The organism is Nocardia carnea NBRC 14403, from assembly GCF_000308515.1.
Taxonomy (GTDB): Bacteria; Actinomycetota; Actinomycetes; order Mycobacteriales; family Mycobacteriaceae; genus Nocardia; species Nocardia carnea.
On sequence record NZ_BAFV01000046.1, the window covers coordinates 17,714 to 34,087 of the forward strand.

General features: G+C 68.8%; 13 protein-coding genes. 1 reads left to right on the top strand and 12 read right to left on the bottom strand.

Annotated features, from left to right (window positions below):
* Positions 1–311: 311 nt before the first annotated feature.
* The 9 genes from ON22_RS16245 to ON22_RS16290 form a co-directional block, all read right to left on the bottom strand.
* The gene (locus ON22_RS16245) at positions 312–1,151 is read right to left on the bottom strand and encodes a (2Fe-2S)-binding protein (RefSeq protein WP_033241555.1); all 840 of its coding nucleotides are present in this window, start codon (positions 1,149–1,151) and stop codon (positions 312–314) included.
* Positions 1,118–1,627 carry a TIGR02611 family protein gene (locus ON22_RS16250; RefSeq protein WP_051157701.1) on the bottom strand — a complete coding sequence of 170 codons (510 nt, stop codon included), beginning with the start codon at positions 1,625–1,627 and terminating at the stop codon, positions 1,118–1,120. The genes ON22_RS16245 and ON22_RS16250 overlap by 34 nt, the downstream gene beginning before the upstream one ends.
* A gap of 470 nt (positions 1,628–2,097) precedes the next feature.
* Positions 2,098–4,401 carry a SulP family inorganic anion transporter gene (locus tag ON22_RS16255; RefSeq protein ID WP_033241554.1) on the bottom strand — a complete coding sequence of 768 codons (2,304 nt, stop codon included), beginning with the start codon at positions 4,399–4,401 and terminating at the stop codon, positions 2,098–2,100.
* Positions 4,402–4,820: 419 nt separating this feature from the next.
* Positions 4,821–6,362 carry a class I adenylate-forming enzyme family protein gene (locus tag ON22_RS34675; protein WP_051157702.1) on the bottom strand — a complete coding sequence of 514 codons (1,542 nt, stop codon included), beginning with the start codon at positions 6,360–6,362 and terminating at the stop codon, positions 4,821–4,823.
* Complete coding sequence (locus ON22_RS16270; RefSeq protein WP_033241553.1) at positions 6,355–6,957, bottom strand: energy-coupling factor transporter transmembrane component T family protein; 603 nt, start codon at positions 6,955–6,957, stop codon at positions 6,355–6,357. Before ON22_RS16270 ends, ON22_RS34675 begins: the two co-directional genes overlap by 8 nt.
* Positions 6,954–7,634: an energy-coupling factor ABC transporter ATP-binding protein gene (locus ON22_RS16275; protein ID WP_033241552.1), complete on the bottom strand. Its 681-nt coding sequence runs from the start codon at positions 7,632–7,634 to the stop codon at positions 6,954–6,956. The genes ON22_RS16270 and ON22_RS16275 overlap by 4 nt, the downstream gene beginning before the upstream one ends.
* On the bottom strand, positions 7,631–8,758 hold the full coding sequence (locus ON22_RS16280; protein ID WP_033241551.1) for a thiolase family protein: 1,128 nt from the start codon (positions 8,756–8,758) through the stop codon (positions 7,631–7,633). Before ON22_RS16280 ends, ON22_RS16275 begins: the two co-directional genes overlap by 4 nt.
* Positions 8,755–9,876 (bottom strand): AMP-binding protein, encoded by a 1,122-nt coding sequence (locus ON22_RS16285; protein WP_033241550.1) that lies wholly within the window; start codon positions 9,874–9,876, stop codon positions 8,755–8,757. The genes ON22_RS16280 and ON22_RS16285 overlap by 4 nt, the downstream gene beginning before the upstream one ends.
* Positions 9,869–10,453, bottom strand: a complete 585-nt coding sequence (locus tag ON22_RS16290) for a biotin transporter BioY (protein WP_033241549.1) — start codon at positions 10,451–10,453, stop codon at positions 9,869–9,871. The genes ON22_RS16285 and ON22_RS16290 overlap by 8 nt, the downstream gene beginning before the upstream one ends.
* Positions 10,454–10,685: 232 nt before the next feature.
* Here ON22_RS16290 and ON22_RS16295 point away from each other — a divergent pair, with 232 nt between their 5' ends.
* Positions 10,686–13,097, top strand: a complete 2,412-nt coding sequence (locus ON22_RS16295; protein ID WP_231507931.1) for a molybdopterin-dependent oxidoreductase — start codon at positions 10,686–10,688, stop codon at positions 13,095–13,097.
* A 33-nt stretch (positions 13,098–13,130) separates the two neighbouring features.
* Here ON22_RS16295 and ON22_RS16300 read toward each other — a convergent pair whose 3' ends face one another.
* From ON22_RS16300 to ON22_RS16310, 3 genes are all read right to left on the bottom strand, one after another.
* Positions 13,131–14,486, bottom strand: coding sequence for an MFS transporter (locus ON22_RS16300; RefSeq protein ID WP_033242285.1), 1,356 nt, complete (start codon positions 14,484–14,486; stop codon positions 13,131–13,133).
* Positions 14,487–14,575: 89 nt separating this feature from the next.
* Entirely contained in the window at positions 14,576–15,490 is a 915-nt protein-coding gene (locus ON22_RS16305) for an NAD-dependent epimerase/dehydratase family protein (RefSeq protein ID WP_033241548.1), read from the bottom strand.
* Positions 15,491–15,517: 27 nt separating this feature from the next.
* Positions 15,518–16,333, bottom strand: coding sequence for an SDR family NAD(P)-dependent oxidoreductase (locus ON22_RS16310; RefSeq protein WP_033241547.1), 816 nt, complete (start codon positions 16,331–16,333; stop codon positions 15,518–15,520).
* Between the last annotated feature and the right edge of the window lie 41 nt (positions 16,334–16,374).

Sequence of the window (16,374 nt, forward strand, 5' to 3'; positions counted from 1 at the left end):
CACACCCGGACGCGTGTCGATGGACCGGGCGGGACACCCTGCACGGCCCCCGCACAGTCACGATATTCGCGGTGGGTCCTTGTCGTCGGCGGCCGCGTCCCGGTGCCGTGGGGCTCGGGACTTCGGCTTCGCCCACACGCCCCGAGCGCTTCCGGCGGGCCGCGCCGTAAGAACCCGATCTCAGCGAGCACGGTCCCGGCTACACGCGTCTGCCAACCGGTTCGCCGCGCTCCCCGACGCCGCCCACGGGCCGCGGTTGCGCCGCTCCGTGTCACGAGCACGGCTCGGTACCGAGAGCACGCTGCTCGGTGTCAGGAGTGCCGTGTGTAGTCCGCGAGCAGGGCTGCACGTTCGGCGGGCGGGCGTTTGGGGCAGCTGACGCATTTTTCGCAGCGCGGGGCCTCGTAGACGAGACAACACGACGCGCGGCGCACGAAAGTCCGGCCCGCGATATCGACGAACCGCGGCGCAGGCAGGGCGGGCCCGAGTTCAGCGGCCAGCCGCTGCCCGATCTCGGGTGCCCGCGCGTCGACCGCCCAACTGGCTACGACATCGGTGACGACGGCCCACAGCGCCGGCGCCCGCACTCCGGAGACAGCGGCGAGCCGATCGATCACTGTGGCGAGAGTGGCGCGCAGTGCCCCCGGGACGTCACCGAATTCCGGCGATACCTGGTCGCACACCCTGGTTTGCCCGGCCGTACCGCACGGCTGGGCGGCATGCACCGTCGCCGTGCTCCTTCCGGAGTCAGGGCCGTCGCTATTCCCCGCCGCCGGTCTGTCATCGCCGGCGGCGCGGTTACGCGGAGTGCGCGTTCCAGCGGTCCGCCGATGCTTCGAGCGCAAGGCATCGGCATCGGCATCGGCATCGAGGATTCGCACCTTCTCGACCGTGCCGTCGGGGCGTAACGACAGTTCCAGCCGGTTCAGCGCGGGCGGCGCGATCGGCGTATCCCGGACCAGTGCCCGTACCACCGGTTCGACCAGCGCCGAGGCAGTCATACACCACCACAGCGTGGCGCCCACCCGCATCGAATCGGTACGCCAGGACGCGTTGAGGTCGGCGATCCGGGCCGCCAGCCACGTTTCGTCCGCCAGCATCTGCCCCGGCGCCGCTTTCACGACATCAGAGGACTGTGCAACCACTGCCATTCGACTCCGATCCAGCCGCCGACCAATCCGAACGTGCCGAGTATCCACAGTGTGGCCACGACCACCGCGCAGGTCGCCAGGAACGCCAGTACCTGCATCAACGGACCGCGGGAGATATACCAGGCCATACCGCGCCGGTACTTGTCCCGCAACCAGACCAGCGCGTGCCGCGCCACCGCGAACTCGGTGGCGAGGATGCCGATACCGGCGAAGACCAGTGCCCATCCGGGCCCGGGGAACGGAATGGTGATCACCCCGACGACGAACACCACCGTGCCGACCACGGCCACCCCGACCCGGTAGACCAGCTCGAGCGTGGGCCGCCCGGCGATCCGCCCACGGAAGGCACGCCAGAAGGCGGGTCCCGACTGCTCCGGCCCGCCGTCATCTCCCACAGCCGACTCGGTCCCCGGTGTCGACGCGACCTCGGCGCTCCCGGCGCCCCGCCCGACCGCAGTCTCGGAAGAGTTCTCCACGGAACCAGCCTACGAGGCCTCCCACCCCGATCCCCAACTCGGAGTAGCGGCCCCGTACCAACTCGGCAACCATCGGGTTCTGCCCTCCACCGACCGAACCCGCACCAGCCTCGCCGGTCACCGCCACCAGCGAAACGAACCAGCCGAGGTTCGGTCTGTCCGTGCCGGGCCACAGCACGAAGGTTCGGCCTGTCCACCGGGCCGTAACCCCGCGACGCCGGATACGCCGAGCTGTACGGCAGCCAGGCCTCAGCGCTCGGATGCGCTGGAAACCCTTAGCGCGTGGGTACGCCGGGACCACAGCACCGCTGTGAGCCGACCGTTGGTCGATGGCGCGGCGTAGATGCGGAGCGCCGCGCCCCGCCTTCCCCCGGTCGGTCCCCGGAAACCGGGGCAGTCTTCCGGGCTCACGGACGCCGGGACCTTCTCCGCTGTGTGGAAAGATCCCGGCCTCACCGTGTTGCCGAATACTACTTCCCGGCCGATGCCGGTTCGCGATGTAACTGTTCGAGCACACCGTCGTTCTCGATCGGCGCGATCCCGTCCACACGGACCTCGATGAGGCGGGCGCTGGCGATATCGAAGAACAGCCCGGAAACGGCGACCCCGCGTTCCTCGACGGCGCGGCGGACCGACGGATGCCGGTGCAGGTTCTCCAGCTGAACGGCGATGTTGACCATGCTCAGCTGCTCCACCGGTCCGAAGCCGGCGGCTTCGGCGGCCCGGCCGACCGGGTGGCCGGCGTGGTAGCGGGCCAGGCTGGGCTGCCCGTGTTCGAGCCAGTTGTCGATTCCGGGGCCGGCGGATTCACCCGAGTGCAGGGCATTCATCGCACCGCAGGACGAGTGCCCGCACACCACCACCGAGCGGACGTTGAGTTTCTCGAGCGCGAAGACGAGGGCGGCTTCGACGGAAGCGTCCCCGTGTTGGGGTACCAGGTTGCCGACGTTGCGCACGGTGAACAGGTCGCCCGGACCACTGTTGGTGATCACATTGGGCACGATCCGGGAGTCGGAGCAGGTGAGGAAGAACGAGTCGGGGTCCTGCCCGTCGCGGAGTTCGTCCAGGTGTGGCCGCATCAGGTGCGCGTGGCCGCGGTGGTAGGCGGCGATACCGGTGACCAGTGGATCATCGTGGTCACCGGCCCCCGCCGATCCGCTGCGATCGACCCGCCACGGCCCGAGGACGTCGTCGAGGACCACCCGGCCGAGGCTGCGCGACGGCGGTGCCGCCTCGGCACGCGCCATCCGCGCTTCCCCGATTTCGACGAAGTCGACTGTGCCACCGTTGCTCTCGTGCTGGCGGGCCCAGTCGGTGATGGCGTCGTAGGCGGCGTGGTCGAGGAAGTCGACGGTCATCTCCACGGTGACCGCAACGCCCTGCGGCACCTTCGCGAATGTGGTGGACAGTTTCGGCAGCGACAGGAAGGTGCAGGAGCCGTCGATCCGGATGAGCCAGCGGTCGGTGCCGCCGAGCGGTTCGACGGTGACTGCGACCCGTACGACGCGCCAGATCAGCAGCGCGAAGGCCAGCGCCAGACCGATGAGCACGCCCTCGAGCAGGTTCAGGAAGACCACCGCCAGCAGCGTGACCGCGTAGACGAGCAGATCGCCGGTGCGGTGGGCGAGCCGGATATGGGCCAGTTTCACCAGCTGCACGCCGATGACGATCAGCAGACCGGCGAGTGCGGCCAGCGGGATCTGTTCCACGAGCGAGACCAGGACCACCGAGAAGACGAGCAGCCAGACACCGTGCAGTACGGCCGAGGCACGGCTGCGCGCACCGGCAGCGACGTTGGTGGAACTACGGACGATGACACCGGTGACGGGCAGACCACCGAGCAGGCCGGACAGGACGTTCGCCGACCCCTGGCCGATCATCTCGCGATCGAAATCGGCGCGCGGGCCGGTATGCATCTTATCGATGGCGACGGCCGACAGCAGGCTCTCCACGCTCGCGATGAGGGCGAAGGTCAGGATCATCACCACGATCGCGGCCCAGTCGCTGCGGGGCAGTTCGGGCAGGCCGATCGCGTCGAACAGCGACCCGTCGATGGTGACCCGTTTGACGTCCATGGACAGCACCAGCGACAGCACAGTGGCCGCGACGATCGCGGCCAGCGCACCGGGAACGACCCGGACCCGTTGGGGCAGGTATTTCCAGCCGAGCATGATGGCGATGACTATCAGGCCGAGCAGTGTGGCGGGCCCGTGCAGCGAAAGCAGTTGGGCGGGAAGGTCGGTGAGGTTGTTCCAGGCGGTGCTGTTGGATTCGCCGCCCAGCAGTACATGCAACTGTTGCAGCGCGATGGTGATACCGATACCCGCGAGCATCGCGTGCACCACCACCGGGGCCACGGCCAGTGCCGCGCGGGCGATCCGGCTCAGCCCGAAGACGATCTGCAGGACACCGGCGGCGACAACGATGAAACAGGTTACTTTCCAGCCGAATTGATGGATCGATTCGGCGACGATCACGGTGAGGCCCGCGGCCGGACCGCTCACCTGCAGCGCGGAGCCGCCGAGGGAACCGGCGACGATACCGCCGATCACGGCGGCGATGAGTCCGGCGGCCACGGGGGCGCCGGAGGCGATCGCGATACCCAGCGAAAGCGGCAGCGCGACAAGAAACACCACGATCGAGGCCGGTACGTCATGGCGCAGGATCGAGGTGATGCGGGGGGATCTGAAACGGGTGCCGGATCCGGCGGGCGGCGGGCCCTCCGGATCCGGACCAGGTTGTGTACCAGGTGGATTCGAGCTTTTGGTTGCCATCGCTCTCCTTCGCCGACTCGGCCGGAGCCGAGGTCGGTTGACGATCAATATGTCCAGTTGGGCACTGACCGCGAACCGGCATCTCGCGGTGAAGTAGGTCCCGGCACAGCAACGGGCCGAGACTTAAACCGTAGCCACGGTAATGGTAAAGACTTAGCAAAGCCTGAGAGGGCGCCTCCACTGCTGGTGATATCTCACCGAACCACATCGTCCGATCGCTTCCGAACCCGAGTACCGCCGAAAACACTTGCAGAGCAGGAGATTATGAGTTGACGAACATAATCTGCACGGATGGCCGGAACCCGGTGGCCATCGCGCGGCGCAACTGTTCGTCAACTCCTCTTATAGTAAAGAACTACCCAAGCTTGGCAATAGATGTGGCGTGTCGAAAATGACAATCGCTGCAAAATCGCAACGTGTCACGGCGAGTCATGGTCGTGGCGCCCTCGCGCCCCGAGCACGGCGAGCAGCGCCGGCCGGTCCACCTTGCCGCGGGGCGTCCGCGGGAGTGCGTCGAGCACTTGAATCCGCACCGGCACACTCGGACCCGGCAGTACCGCGCGCAATCGCCGGCGTATCTCGGCCGGATCCGGTGCCCGCCGGTCCACGGCCACCGCGGCCACCGGTACCTGCCCCCAGCGGTCGTCCGCGACGCCGAGACAGGCGGCCTCGGTGATACCGGGAATCGCCGTCAGAGCGGCCTCCACTGCCGCCGGTTCCACATTCAGACCCCCTCGGATGAACATCTCGCTGTCCCGGCCGAACAACCGCAGCCGCCGGCCGTCCAGGGCACCGCGATCCCCCACCGAGACCCACCCGTTCACCGGGCCGTCCACGACACCGGCCGTGGTGAGATAACCCCGGAAAACCATATCGCTGCGCACGAACACCCGGCCGTCGCGAATCTCCACCTCGACCCCATCGAACAACTCCCCCGCCGAATATTCGTCGCCGGGCCCGGCTCCACTGTCCACGTCCCCGCCGCAGGCGGCGCCGGCGTCGCCGGTTCCGTTCGCGCTGCGTTCGCGGACTGCGGGCGTGCCGTACTCATCGGCTCCGCCCAGACCCCGGTCGAACGAGACAAAGCTGAGTTCGGAGGCACCGTAGAAATGGGTGATCGTCGCATTCGGCAACACTTCCCGCATGGCGGCCCGCCCATTCCGGGGCCACCGTGCCGCCGAGGACAGCACTTCCCGCACATCGCGGTACGGCCCGCTCGCCGAACGTACGACATCCCAGGCGAGGGTCGGCACCGAATACAGGTGGGTCGCGCCGTCGGCGAGCGCGTCCGGGGCCGGCCGCAGATCGACTGTCGCGCCGCGAGTCAGGGCGTGCAGGGCACCGTAGAGGAAATGGGTATGGTCCAGGACCCCGGGCACCGCGACCGTATCGCCCGGCCCGATGGAGAACGTCCGGTCGGATCGGTTCAAGGTGGCCGCCCAGGACGCCTGATCCCGGACGAAGAGTTTCGGCTCACCGGTGGTTCCGGAGGTGACCCCCACCAGCAGCTCGGAGTCGGGCCCGGCACGGCCGCCCGCCCCGTCACTCTCCAGTCCGGCGGCGGTGCGCGGAACACCGCCGAATCCCATTCGCCGCAAGCGCCGATGTTGCGCGGCCACAGCCACCAACGCGCCGGGTCGGGTCACAGTGAGCACCCGCTGTAGCTGATCCGGAGTCAGATACCGGTGCAGCAGCACTACACAGACTCCGGCCCGCATCGCTGCCACCACCGTGATCAGCGAGTCGATATCCGATGTCGGCAACACCGCGACCCGCCGCATACCGGCCAGCCCCGCGGCGACCCGGCAGACTCGAGTCCAGAATTCGGCGTAGTCGACGCCCGCGTCCGCGGTGCGCACGGCCGGCCGGGACCGCGCCTGGCGCGCGATCCGATCGGCGAGCAGTTCATCGACGTCCCGTCGGCGGCACGGCCGGGCCTGCACGCTACCTTCATCAGTCATCGTCGACCCCGCGTGCCGCGAGCGCATCTCCCATCGCGTCGGCGGTCCGCAACGAGCGCACCAGCACGGGGGTGACCAGCGCGGTCATCGACCATTGCAGGCCCCGGGCCCGCCGCGCTTCGGCGACATCCCGCACGATCGTCGCCAGTAGCGGAACGCAGCGGATCGCCAGTGCCAGCAGTAAACCGATCCGGTCCGGATCCACCCCGACCCGCCGCAACGGCCCCAGCACCCGCGTGACCGCGTCCAGCATGTCGGTGACCCGGGTGGTGAGCGTGACCAGCGCGGCCAGCGCCACCGACAACAGCAGCAATCCGCACACCACGATCGCCCGCGTCGGCGAGGTGGTCAGCACCTGGAAGACCGCGATGATCGCCAGCATCCACACCATCGGGCGCAACTGTTCCAGGACGATGCGCCACGGGATCCGGGCCAGGGCGAACAGTCCCACCGCTACCAGGGCGGCCACACCCAGGTGTAGCGGGGTGCGCACGAACACCGTCGCCGCGGTGATGAGTCCCAGCAGCAGCGCCAGTTTCCTCCCCGCCGGTGTGCGGTGCACCGGCGAATCACCGGGCCGGTAGAGCCCGATCACTCGACCAGCTCCCGATAAGCCGGGAGCGCGGCGGCGGGATCGCCGTCGAAGGCAACCGCGCCGTCGTCGATGACGATCACCCGGTCGAAACCGGCCAGTAGCGACAGCTGATGGGTCACCACGATCACCTGCTGATCGACGGCGTCCAGCGCTTCGGCGATGATCCGGGCATTGCGCAGATCCAGCAGGGTGGTGGGTTCGTCGGCGACGATCACCTGCGGCCGGCGGATCAATACCGCCCCGAGGGCGAGCAACTGTTTCTGCCCACCGGAGAGCAGATGCGACGGATGCTCGGCATGTCCCGCGAGCCCGAACCGGTCGAGGATCTCGGCCACCCGCGCGGCGACCTCCGTTTTGGCCAGACCGCTGCGGCGCAGCGAGAACGCCAGATCCTCGGCGACCGTGGGCATGACGATCTGGGTATCGGGGTCGGTGAACACGAACCCGACCTTGCGCCGGACCTTCGCCCCTTTGCGGGCAGTGTCGACCCCGTCCACGGTCACGGTGCCGGAGGTCGGGGTGAGCAGGCCGTTGATCATGCGGGCCAGAGTCGATTTCCCCGATCCGTTCGCGCCGACGATCCCGACCCGCCGCTCCTCGATCCGCAAGTCGATACCCCGCAACACCTGCCGCTCACCGAACGAATGGTGCACCGAGTCGAAAACGATCTCACTCACGCCGCACGCTCCACCAGCATCGCGACTCCCTGACCGCCACCGATGGCGCAGGCGGCCAGGCCGAGTGCCGGACCGTCCGGACGCAGCATGCGGCTCGCCAGCCGCACCAGCAGGACCGCGCCCGAGGCACCCCACGGATGCCCCATGGCGATCGCGCCACCGTCCGGGCAGATCAGCGATTCGTCGAGATCCAGCTCGTCCGCCACCGCCAGTACCACCGAGGCGAAGGCCTCGGTGATCTCGACGACGCCCACATCGGATACCGTGCGGCCGGCCCGGCGCAGGACCGCCCGGATCGCCGGTACCGGGCCGAGGCCGGGTAGGGCCGGATCACCGGCGGCGACGGCGGTGGCCACGATACGCAGCGCCGGGAGCCCGGCCGCCTCCTGCGCGGTCGTCACCGCGACCACGGCCGCACCGTCGGAGATACCGCAGGAGTTTCCGGCTGTCGCAGTGCCGTCGGGACCGAAACCGGGCCGGAGCCGGGCGAGGCGCGCGGTGGTCATCCCGGCGCGGATCCGTTCGTCACGGTGCACTCCGGCCACCGGCACGATCTCCGGAGTGAAATCGGCGGCTGCGGCCAGTGTGTGCGAGCGGGCCGCGTATTCGTCCTGGCGTTCCCGCGAGATTCCCTGGATGCGGGCGAGATCATCGGCGGCGACACCCATATCGGGGTCCGGGAAACCGGCCGGGGCGAACGGTGCCCGGGTGTAGCGCACCGGATCGGCACCGGCCACCGGCGGCCAGAACCGCCAGGGTGCGGTACTGGCCGATTCGGCGCCACCGGCCAGGATGAGCCGGTCGGCGCCGCTGCGGATCCGCAGCGCCGCCTGGATCACCGCATCCAGCCCGGAACCGCACTGCCGGTCGACGGTCACCCCCGGTACCTGCGAACCGAGTCCCGCCTGCAACGCCGCCACGCGCGCCGGGTCCCCGCCGGGCCCCAGGCAGTTACCGAGGACTACATCGTCGATCGGGAGGTCCACACCCGCGTCGCGCAGCGTGCCGGCCACGGAGGCGAGCACCGGCGCCGCCAGATCGGTGACGGTGAGATCGGCAAACCCGTGACCGGCCGTGCCGATGGGGGTGCGCCGGGCGGCGACGAATACGGGGTCGAGGTTCATACGAGCAAGTCTTTCAACCGGCCGCGGGCGATCTTCCCGGCGGCCGTGGTGGGCATTTCCCGGACCGGCACCCAGCGCCGCGGCATCGCTTCCCTGGTGAGCAGTCCACGTGCCCGCCGCCGGACCTCGTCGATATCGGCGCCGTCCAATTGGACTGCCGCGGTGATGGTTTCACCGAATACCGCATGCGGGCTGCCGATCACCGCCGCCACCGCGACGCCGTCGATACCACCCAGCACCCGCTCCACATCCTCCGCGACGATCGTGGTGCCGCCGACATTGATCACCGCTTCCCCGCGGCCGTGCACCCGCAATTCACCGTCGTCGCCGAGTTCGGCGATATCACCGACACAGAACCACTCCGGCGCCCCGAGCACGGTGTACGGGGACCGCACGTGCAGCAACCCTTCCCGGATCCTCGTCTCGACCGCGGGCAGCACGCGCAGTGGTGCGGGGACCTCCCGGGCCGCGACGAGCGATACTTCGGAGGCACCGTAGTACTCGACGACACGCAGGTGGCGGGCCGCGGCCAGCGCCCCCGGATCGGCCGCGATCCCGGCCACGATCGCGGTCCGCAGCCGCGGCGCCCGCGGTACCAACTCACGCAGGACCGCAGGAACGGCGTGCACAGCGGTGGCCCGCGCCGGGTCGTCGGTGACACAGGCACCGCACCACAGGGCGTGCAGGACGCCGAACAGGTGCATGGTCGCGTGCAGTGGGCCGGTGAGCAGCACACGGTCCTGCGAGGTCACCCCGGTGATCTCGGTGAAAACCGGGAAGCTGTCGTACCAGGAGGCGGCGGTACGAGCCAGCGGCCGCGGCCGGCCGGTCGAGCCGGAGGTGGCAACCAGTAGGAACGCCTCCGCGGGCCAGGTGAATCGGTGCGGGCGGGCGGCCGGATCCTCGACCGCGACCGGCACTGCGAGCCGCGCGGCCGCGCAGATACAGATGAGGGCGTCGGCAACCGGCAGCGTGGAGGCGTCGTAACCGCGCGGTCCCGGTGGGTGCCGGTCGATCCACTGATCGACGGCACGGTCGAGCTCGGCATAGGTGAGAGTGCGGCCGTCGAGGGCGAGCGCGGGCGCCGCGGCGGCACCGCCGAGTGCTCCGCTATCCACGGATCAACCCCGGGTAGGCGCGGTGCACACCTTTGGCCACGATCGTCGCGACGACCACTTTCAGCAGGTCACCGGGCAGGAAGACCCCATTGGCCTGGATCGCGGCAAGTACTCCGAGGTCGGTGCGTAGCAGCAGGCCGAGGGTGCCGAACAGGTAGATGACCGCGATACCGCCGGCCGCGTTGATCAGCAGCGCAGGGACCAGCGGGTATTTGGGCACGATCCGCGCCGTGAGCAGGCCGATGACCAGGGCGGCGGGTATCCAGCCGACCAGATAGCCGGCACTCGGCCCGGCCAGCGCGGTGAGGCCCGTGCGCCCGCCGGACAGCAGCGGCAGGCCGATGATCGTCAGCGCGATGAACACCGCGACCGCCGCGGTGCCCTTACGCGCTCCCAGCACGGCGGGAGCGAGGATCACGCCGAGGGTCTGCACGGTGATCGGCACACCGCTGAAGCCGACCGTGATCGCGCCCGGCAGGCCCAGCGCGGCGATGAGCGCGGCGAATACCGCGATCTGCGCCATATCCCGCGCCGTGATGCGAGTCTTCGGCGCCCGCGAGTCCTCGACACCGTTCATGACGCCATCCTTCGCAACAACCGAGCTTGAACGACGTTCAAGATAGCAACGCGCCCGCCACCCACAAACGCGGCCCCGCCTCGGCGCCCGCTCGGCCAGTCGAACGACCGCCGGGCAGCGGACGGCACACCACAGCCCGCACTCCCCACGCTTCCGGACGCGTATGCGTGGTACCCGGGCCCCGCGTGCACACTGGAAACCCGAGACACGCCGGACACCGAGAGGTTCGGGCGTGTCAGACGGCGACACCGGGCCGGAACCGCAGCCCACCGAGGGGCTGACCGGCCGCCCGGCGCCGGAAAGGATGACGATGACGCGGGCCCGACCCACCGCTACCCACTGGGGGAACTACCTCGTCGACACCGCCGCCGACGGAACACTCTCGGTGACACCGCACGGCGACGACCCGCACCCGTCCCCCATCGGGCGCTCACTGGCCGCGCTGCACGATCCGGCCCACCGCATCGCCCGACCGGCGATACGCCTCGGCTATTACCGCGACCGGACCGCTGCCGATCCCACGCGCCGCGGACAGGAACCGTTCGTCGAGGTCGACTGGGACGAGGCGCTCGATATCGCCGCCGACGCACTGCGCACGGCCCGCGCGACCGGCGGTAACCGTGCCATCTACGGCGGTTCCTACGGGTGGGCCGGAGCCGGCCGATTCCACCACGCCCAGGGGCAGGTCCACCGCTTCCTGCAACTCTTCGGCGGTTACACCGCCTCGGTGGACACCTATTCGTTCGCGGCGGCCGAAGTGCTCATTCCGCACGTCCTCGGTATGAACGCCTACGTCGCCGCCCGGCAGGCGCCCAGTACCGAAGAGATCACCCGGCACTGCACCCGCATCGTGTTCTTCGGTGGCGCCCCGCAACGCAACACCCAGGTCAACCCCGGCGGTATCGGGGCACATCCGGGCCCGGACCGGCAGGCTGCGCTGCGCGGAGCCGGTATCGATATCGTCCATATCGGACCCGTTCGCGACGATTGCGACCCGGCCTTCGGTGCCCGCTGGATACCGTGCCGCCCGCACAGCGATGCCGCGATAATGTTCGCCCTGTTGCACACCCTCATCACCGAGGACCTGCACGACCGAGCCTTCCTCGACCGCTACTGCACCGGTTTCGACCGGCTCGCCGAATACGTCACCGGCCGCAGCGACGGCGTACCCAAATCACCGGAGTGGGCCGCGGGCCTCGCCGAGATCCCGGCAGCCGAGATCCGCGCGCTGGCCCGGCTGATGGCGCGCGAACGCTGCCTGATCGGATTGCCGTACGCGCTGCAGCGCGCCGAGCACGGTGAGCAGAGTTATTGGGCCGCTTGGGCGCTCGCGGCCGCGCTGGGTCATATCGGGTTGCCGGGCGGCGGGGTGCTCATGGGTACCGGGGTCGGGATGACCAACAATCTGCAGCGCCGCTATCTGCCCTTCGAGATCGGTGTGCTGCCGCAGCCGGGAAACCCGGTGGCCGATATCGTTCCGGTCGCCCGGCTCACCGAGATGCTGGAACGACCCGGCGGCACGGTCGACTACAACGGGCGTGTCCTCACCTATCCGCCCATCGACCTGATCTATTGGGCCGGCGGTAATCCGTTCCACCACCATCAAGATCTCAACCGGCTGCGGCGGGCCTGGTCGCGGCCCCGCACGGTGATCGTCAACGAGATCAGCTGGACCGCGACCGCCCGGCTGGCCGATATCGTCCTGCCCACCACCGCGTCCGCGGAGCGGGAGGATTTCACCGGTGGACGCACCGATCACTGGATGACGCCCATGCCTCAGGCCCTCGCACCGTACGAGCAGGCACGCGACGATTACGCGATCTTCACCGGTCTCGCCGAACGACTCGGTTTCGCAGAACGTTTCACCGAAGGGCGGACCGCACGGCAGTGGGTGGAGCAGCTGTGGCGCACCACCGTCGACAATGCCGCAGCCGCCGGTATCCGATTACCCGGATACGCGGATTTCCACGCCGGTGGGCCCCTCGATCTGCGGCCGCAGCTACCGGAGTCCCGCCACGTTCTCGAACTGTTCCGCGACGATCCGCAACGGCACCCGCTGCGGACTCCGTCGGGTCGGATCGAACTCTTCTCCCGGACCATCGCCGAATTCGGTTATCCGGACTGTCTCGGCCATCCCGCATGGTTCCCGCCGCAGGAATGGCTCGGCAGCCCGGCGGCACAACGCTTTCCGCTGCATCTGCTCTCCCATCAGCCCGCGACCCGCCTGCACAGCCAGCTCGATCACGGCGTGACCAGCCGGGAAACCAAGGTCCGCGGTCGCGAGCCGCTGCGGATGAATCCCGCCGACGCCGCCGCGCGCGGCGTGAGCGACGGCGATATCGTGCGAGTCCACAACGATCGCGGCGCCCTGCTCGCGGGGGTCCGGATCAGCGATGCGGTACGGCCCGGCGTGGTGCATATGGCGACCGGCGCCTGGTACGACCCGCTGGACCCGGCCGACCCCGAATCACTCGATGTGCACGGGAATCCGAATACGGTGACCAACGATATCGGCACCAGTTCGCTGACCCAGGGGCCCGCCGCCAACAGTTGCCTGGTGGAGGCCGAACGCTACGACGGCGAACTCCCGCCGTTATCGGTCGGCACACCGCCACCGAGGGTGGACGCCGGCTCGATCCGGTGAGCGCCCGGCCTCGCATCCCGGCCCGCACGTTGCCTATCCGCGAACGAACTCCGCAGTCAGATCACGCCCGCGGGTTTCGGCCATACGCCAGATCGCCGTGGCCGTGACGAGCGCGGTGACGCCGATGATCGCACTGAGCGGCAGGCTGGAGCCACCCGTCGAGGCGACGAAACTGCTCGCGATCAGCGGACCGAATCCGGCCCCGATCAGGCTGGCCATCTGATAGCCCAGCGAGACACCGGTGTACCGCATCTCGGTACCGAACATTTCCGCCAGCAGTGGCGCCAGCGGTGCGTACATGAGGTTCTGCACCACCTGTGCGATCAGCAGGCCGACGGTCAGCCAGAGGACCGAGCCGGTGTTCACCATGGCGTACAGCGGGAGCGCGAAAATCACGGCGCCGACAGCGCCGGTCATGGTGACGGACCGGCGACCCAGCCGGTCCGACAACGCGGAGAACAGCGGAATACAGACCAGCGATACCACCGACATCGCGACCAGCGTGCGCATCACCTCGGATTCGTCGTATCCGGTATCGGTGGCGTAGGCGATGATGTGCGAGGTGGTGAGCGCGGTCAGCGCGAACGGCCCGATTCCGGCGGCGCACGCCAGGACGAGTGGGCGCGGATTGCGCAGCAGTCGGACCAGTGGTGTCGCGGCTTTCGGAACGGATTCGGATTCGGCCTGTTCCAGGGCCTCCCGGAAGACCGGGCTCTCCACCACACCCAAACGCACATACAGGCCGACGGCCACCAGCAAACCGCTGAGCAGGAAGGGCAGTCGCCAGCCCCAGGAGTACAGGCTCTCGTCCGGGAGCATGGTCACCACCATGACCACCACGGTGGAGAGCAGGAAGCCGATCGGTGAGCCGAGTTGCATGATCCCGGCCCATCTACCGCGGCGATCCTTGTCGGCGTGCTCGATCACCATGAGTGCCGCCCCGCCCCATTCGCCGCCGATCGCGATGCCCTGGATGAGGCGCAGCGCGACCAGCAGGATCGGAGCCAGCACACCGATCGACCCGTAATCGGGGAGCAGGCCGATGACGAAGCTGGCGCCGCCCATCATCACCATCGTCACGATCAGCATCGATTTCCGCCCGAGTCGATCACCGAAATGACCGAACAGGACGCCGCCGATGGGCCGGGCCGCGTAACCCGCGGCGAGCGTGCCGAAGGCGGCGATGGTGGAGGCCGCCGAGTTCGACGACGGGAAGAACAGCTTGCCGAAGACCAGGGCGGCCATGGTGCTGTACAGGAGGAAGTCGTAGTACTCGAGGACGGTGCCCAGCAGGCTCGACAGCGCGACTTTACGCAACTGTGTGTTGTCGGCCGGTGCCTCTGCCCCCGACGGGGATTCGGCTCTCGGCGGTTGTTTTTCTGTGTACACGGTGGCTCCAGCGTCGGTGATCAAGCCTCGGCGCGGACCGGGCTACGGCGAATATCCCGCCGTAGCCCGGCGCGCGGAAATCGGATGGTTCAGTGCGCGGCCGTGACGACCACGTCGATGAGCGCTGCGACGGCGCGAGCGCAGTCGTTGCGGGTGTAACCCAGCCGCTGCACCTCGCCGGCATCGGGTTCGTATGCCAGTGTGTTGCCGCGCCCCTGGATGATGGCGGCGTCCGGCAGCAGCGGATGCTGTTCGTCGCGTTCGGTGATTTCCCGCGCGCCGCCGGCGGCGTCGACCATCATCTGGAAGAACTGCCGGTACGAGAGGTTCTGATCGCCGATGAGATAGGCCGCACCGGACTCCCCCTCGACCAGGGCACCACGGATCGCCTGGGCAAGCGAGGCGGCGGACATGTAGTTGGTGCCGCCGGCCGGGGCGAAATCAGGGATATCCGGCTCGTTTCCGGCCGCCCACGAGACCATCCGCCGATAACGGCGAGCCGACGCACCGGAAACCGCTCCGATGATCGAGGGCGGATTGAGCGTGCAGATGCTGAACGATTCGTCCGCGAGCGCACGTGCCCCCTCGTCGGCCGCCTTCCGGGCCGCGATATACGGGTTGTTGTCCGCGAGGTCCGGACGCAGCTGGTGGTAATAGCTGCCGACCTGTACGAAACGGCCCACACCGGCTTGTTTGGCGAGTTCGGCGAACCGCGGCACGCCTACGATCTGGGTATCCGCCCAGAACTGCCCCGGGTCGTCGTCGGCTTTCTTGTGCCGCACATCCTGCCCGGCGGAGAAAACGATGCCGTCGAACTGCGACAGTTGTTCCCGGGTGAAGGTGGGAACGGTGTAATCGCCTTGCAGCAACGGAAAACCGGCGACCGGCGAGTTCTCGGGGATCTCGCCCCGTGCCGCGATGGTGACGTCGTCGCCGTGTTCGCGCAGGTGCAGCGCGGCGTGCGCGCCGATCATGCCGGTGCCGCCGATGATCAGAATTTTCATAGCAGAGACAACTTTCGGTGCGTGGGGTCAGGGGTTGCGGGGACGGTTGGTCCAACCGCCGGAGTGGCGTGGCACCCAGCCACCGGCGGCGTGGGTTCCGCCGTCGACATGGATGGTGCCGCCGGTGACGAAGCGGGACAGGTCGGAGGCGAGGAACAGCGCCACACCGGCCACATCGTCCGGCTGTCCGGGACCGCCGAGCGGTGACCAGGTCGGCCACAGATGCCGATCCTCCTCGGGAACGAGCTCGGCGTAGGGCACCTGGACCGATTCGATGAGGTCCGGGGCGATGGCGTTCACGCGGATACCGGCGGGACCGATCTCCGCAGCCAGTGACCGGGTGAACCCGGTCAGTGCGGCTTTGTACCCCGAATACACGGCGTGGCCGGGGATCGCGCGGTGGGCTTCGACCGTGGTGAGGTTGATGATGGAACCGGTGCCGCGCTCGGTCATCCCGGGTAGCAGCGCATGGGTCAGGCGCAGGACGTGCCCGAAATTGATGTCGTGCAGTTCGCCCCACAGCGAGGGCGCGTTGGTGGCGAAGGTATGCGGCGGCTGCACATAGTGGCCGACGTTGTTGACGAGTACGTGGGGCCGGTGCTCGACGATTGCGGACGGGCACGGCGATACCCGCACATCCCATTCCACCTGCGTTATCGAGCCGCCCGCGGCGGGATCGAATTCGACCGAACCGACCGGCTCGATATCGGCGACCAGGACATCGGCACCGTGCGCGGCGAATGCCCGCGCGACGGCGGCGCCGATACCGGCGGCAGCACCGGTGACCACGGCCCGCCGGCCCGCGAGCAGCGCGCCGGGAGGGAATGAGCAGAGATCGGTCATCCACGGATTACAACCCGCCGGCACAGCGTCCGACAGCGGAG

Excerpts from the sequence above, each read along its gene's own strand:
- ON22_RS16245 (WP_033241555.1), bottom strand. The coding sequence starts at position 1,151 with ATGGCAGTGGTTGCACAGTCCTCTGATGTCGTGAAAGCGGCGCCGGGG.
- ON22_RS16255 (WP_033241554.1), bottom strand. The coding sequence starts at position 4,401 with ATGGCAACCAAAAGCTCGAATCCACCTGGTACACAACCTGGTCCGGAT.
- ON22_RS34675 (WP_051157702.1), bottom strand. The coding sequence starts at position 6,362 with ATGACTGATGAAGGTAGCGTGCAGGCCCGGCCGTGCCGCCGACGGGAC.
- ON22_RS16280 (WP_033241551.1), bottom strand. The coding sequence starts at position 8,758 with ATGAACCTCGACCCCGTATTCGTCGCCGCCCGGCGCACCCCCATCGGC.
- ON22_RS16290 (WP_033241549.1), bottom strand. The coding sequence starts at position 10,453 with ATGAACGGTGTCGAGGACTCGCGGGCGCCGAAGACTCGCATCACGGCG.
- ON22_RS16305 (WP_033241548.1), bottom strand. The coding sequence starts at position 15,490 with ATGAAAATTCTGATCATCGGCGGCACCGGCATGATCGGCGCGCACGCC.
- ON22_RS16310 (WP_033241547.1), bottom strand. The coding sequence starts at position 16,333 with ATGACCGATCTCTGCTCATTCCCTCCCGGCGCGCTGCTCGCGGGCCGG.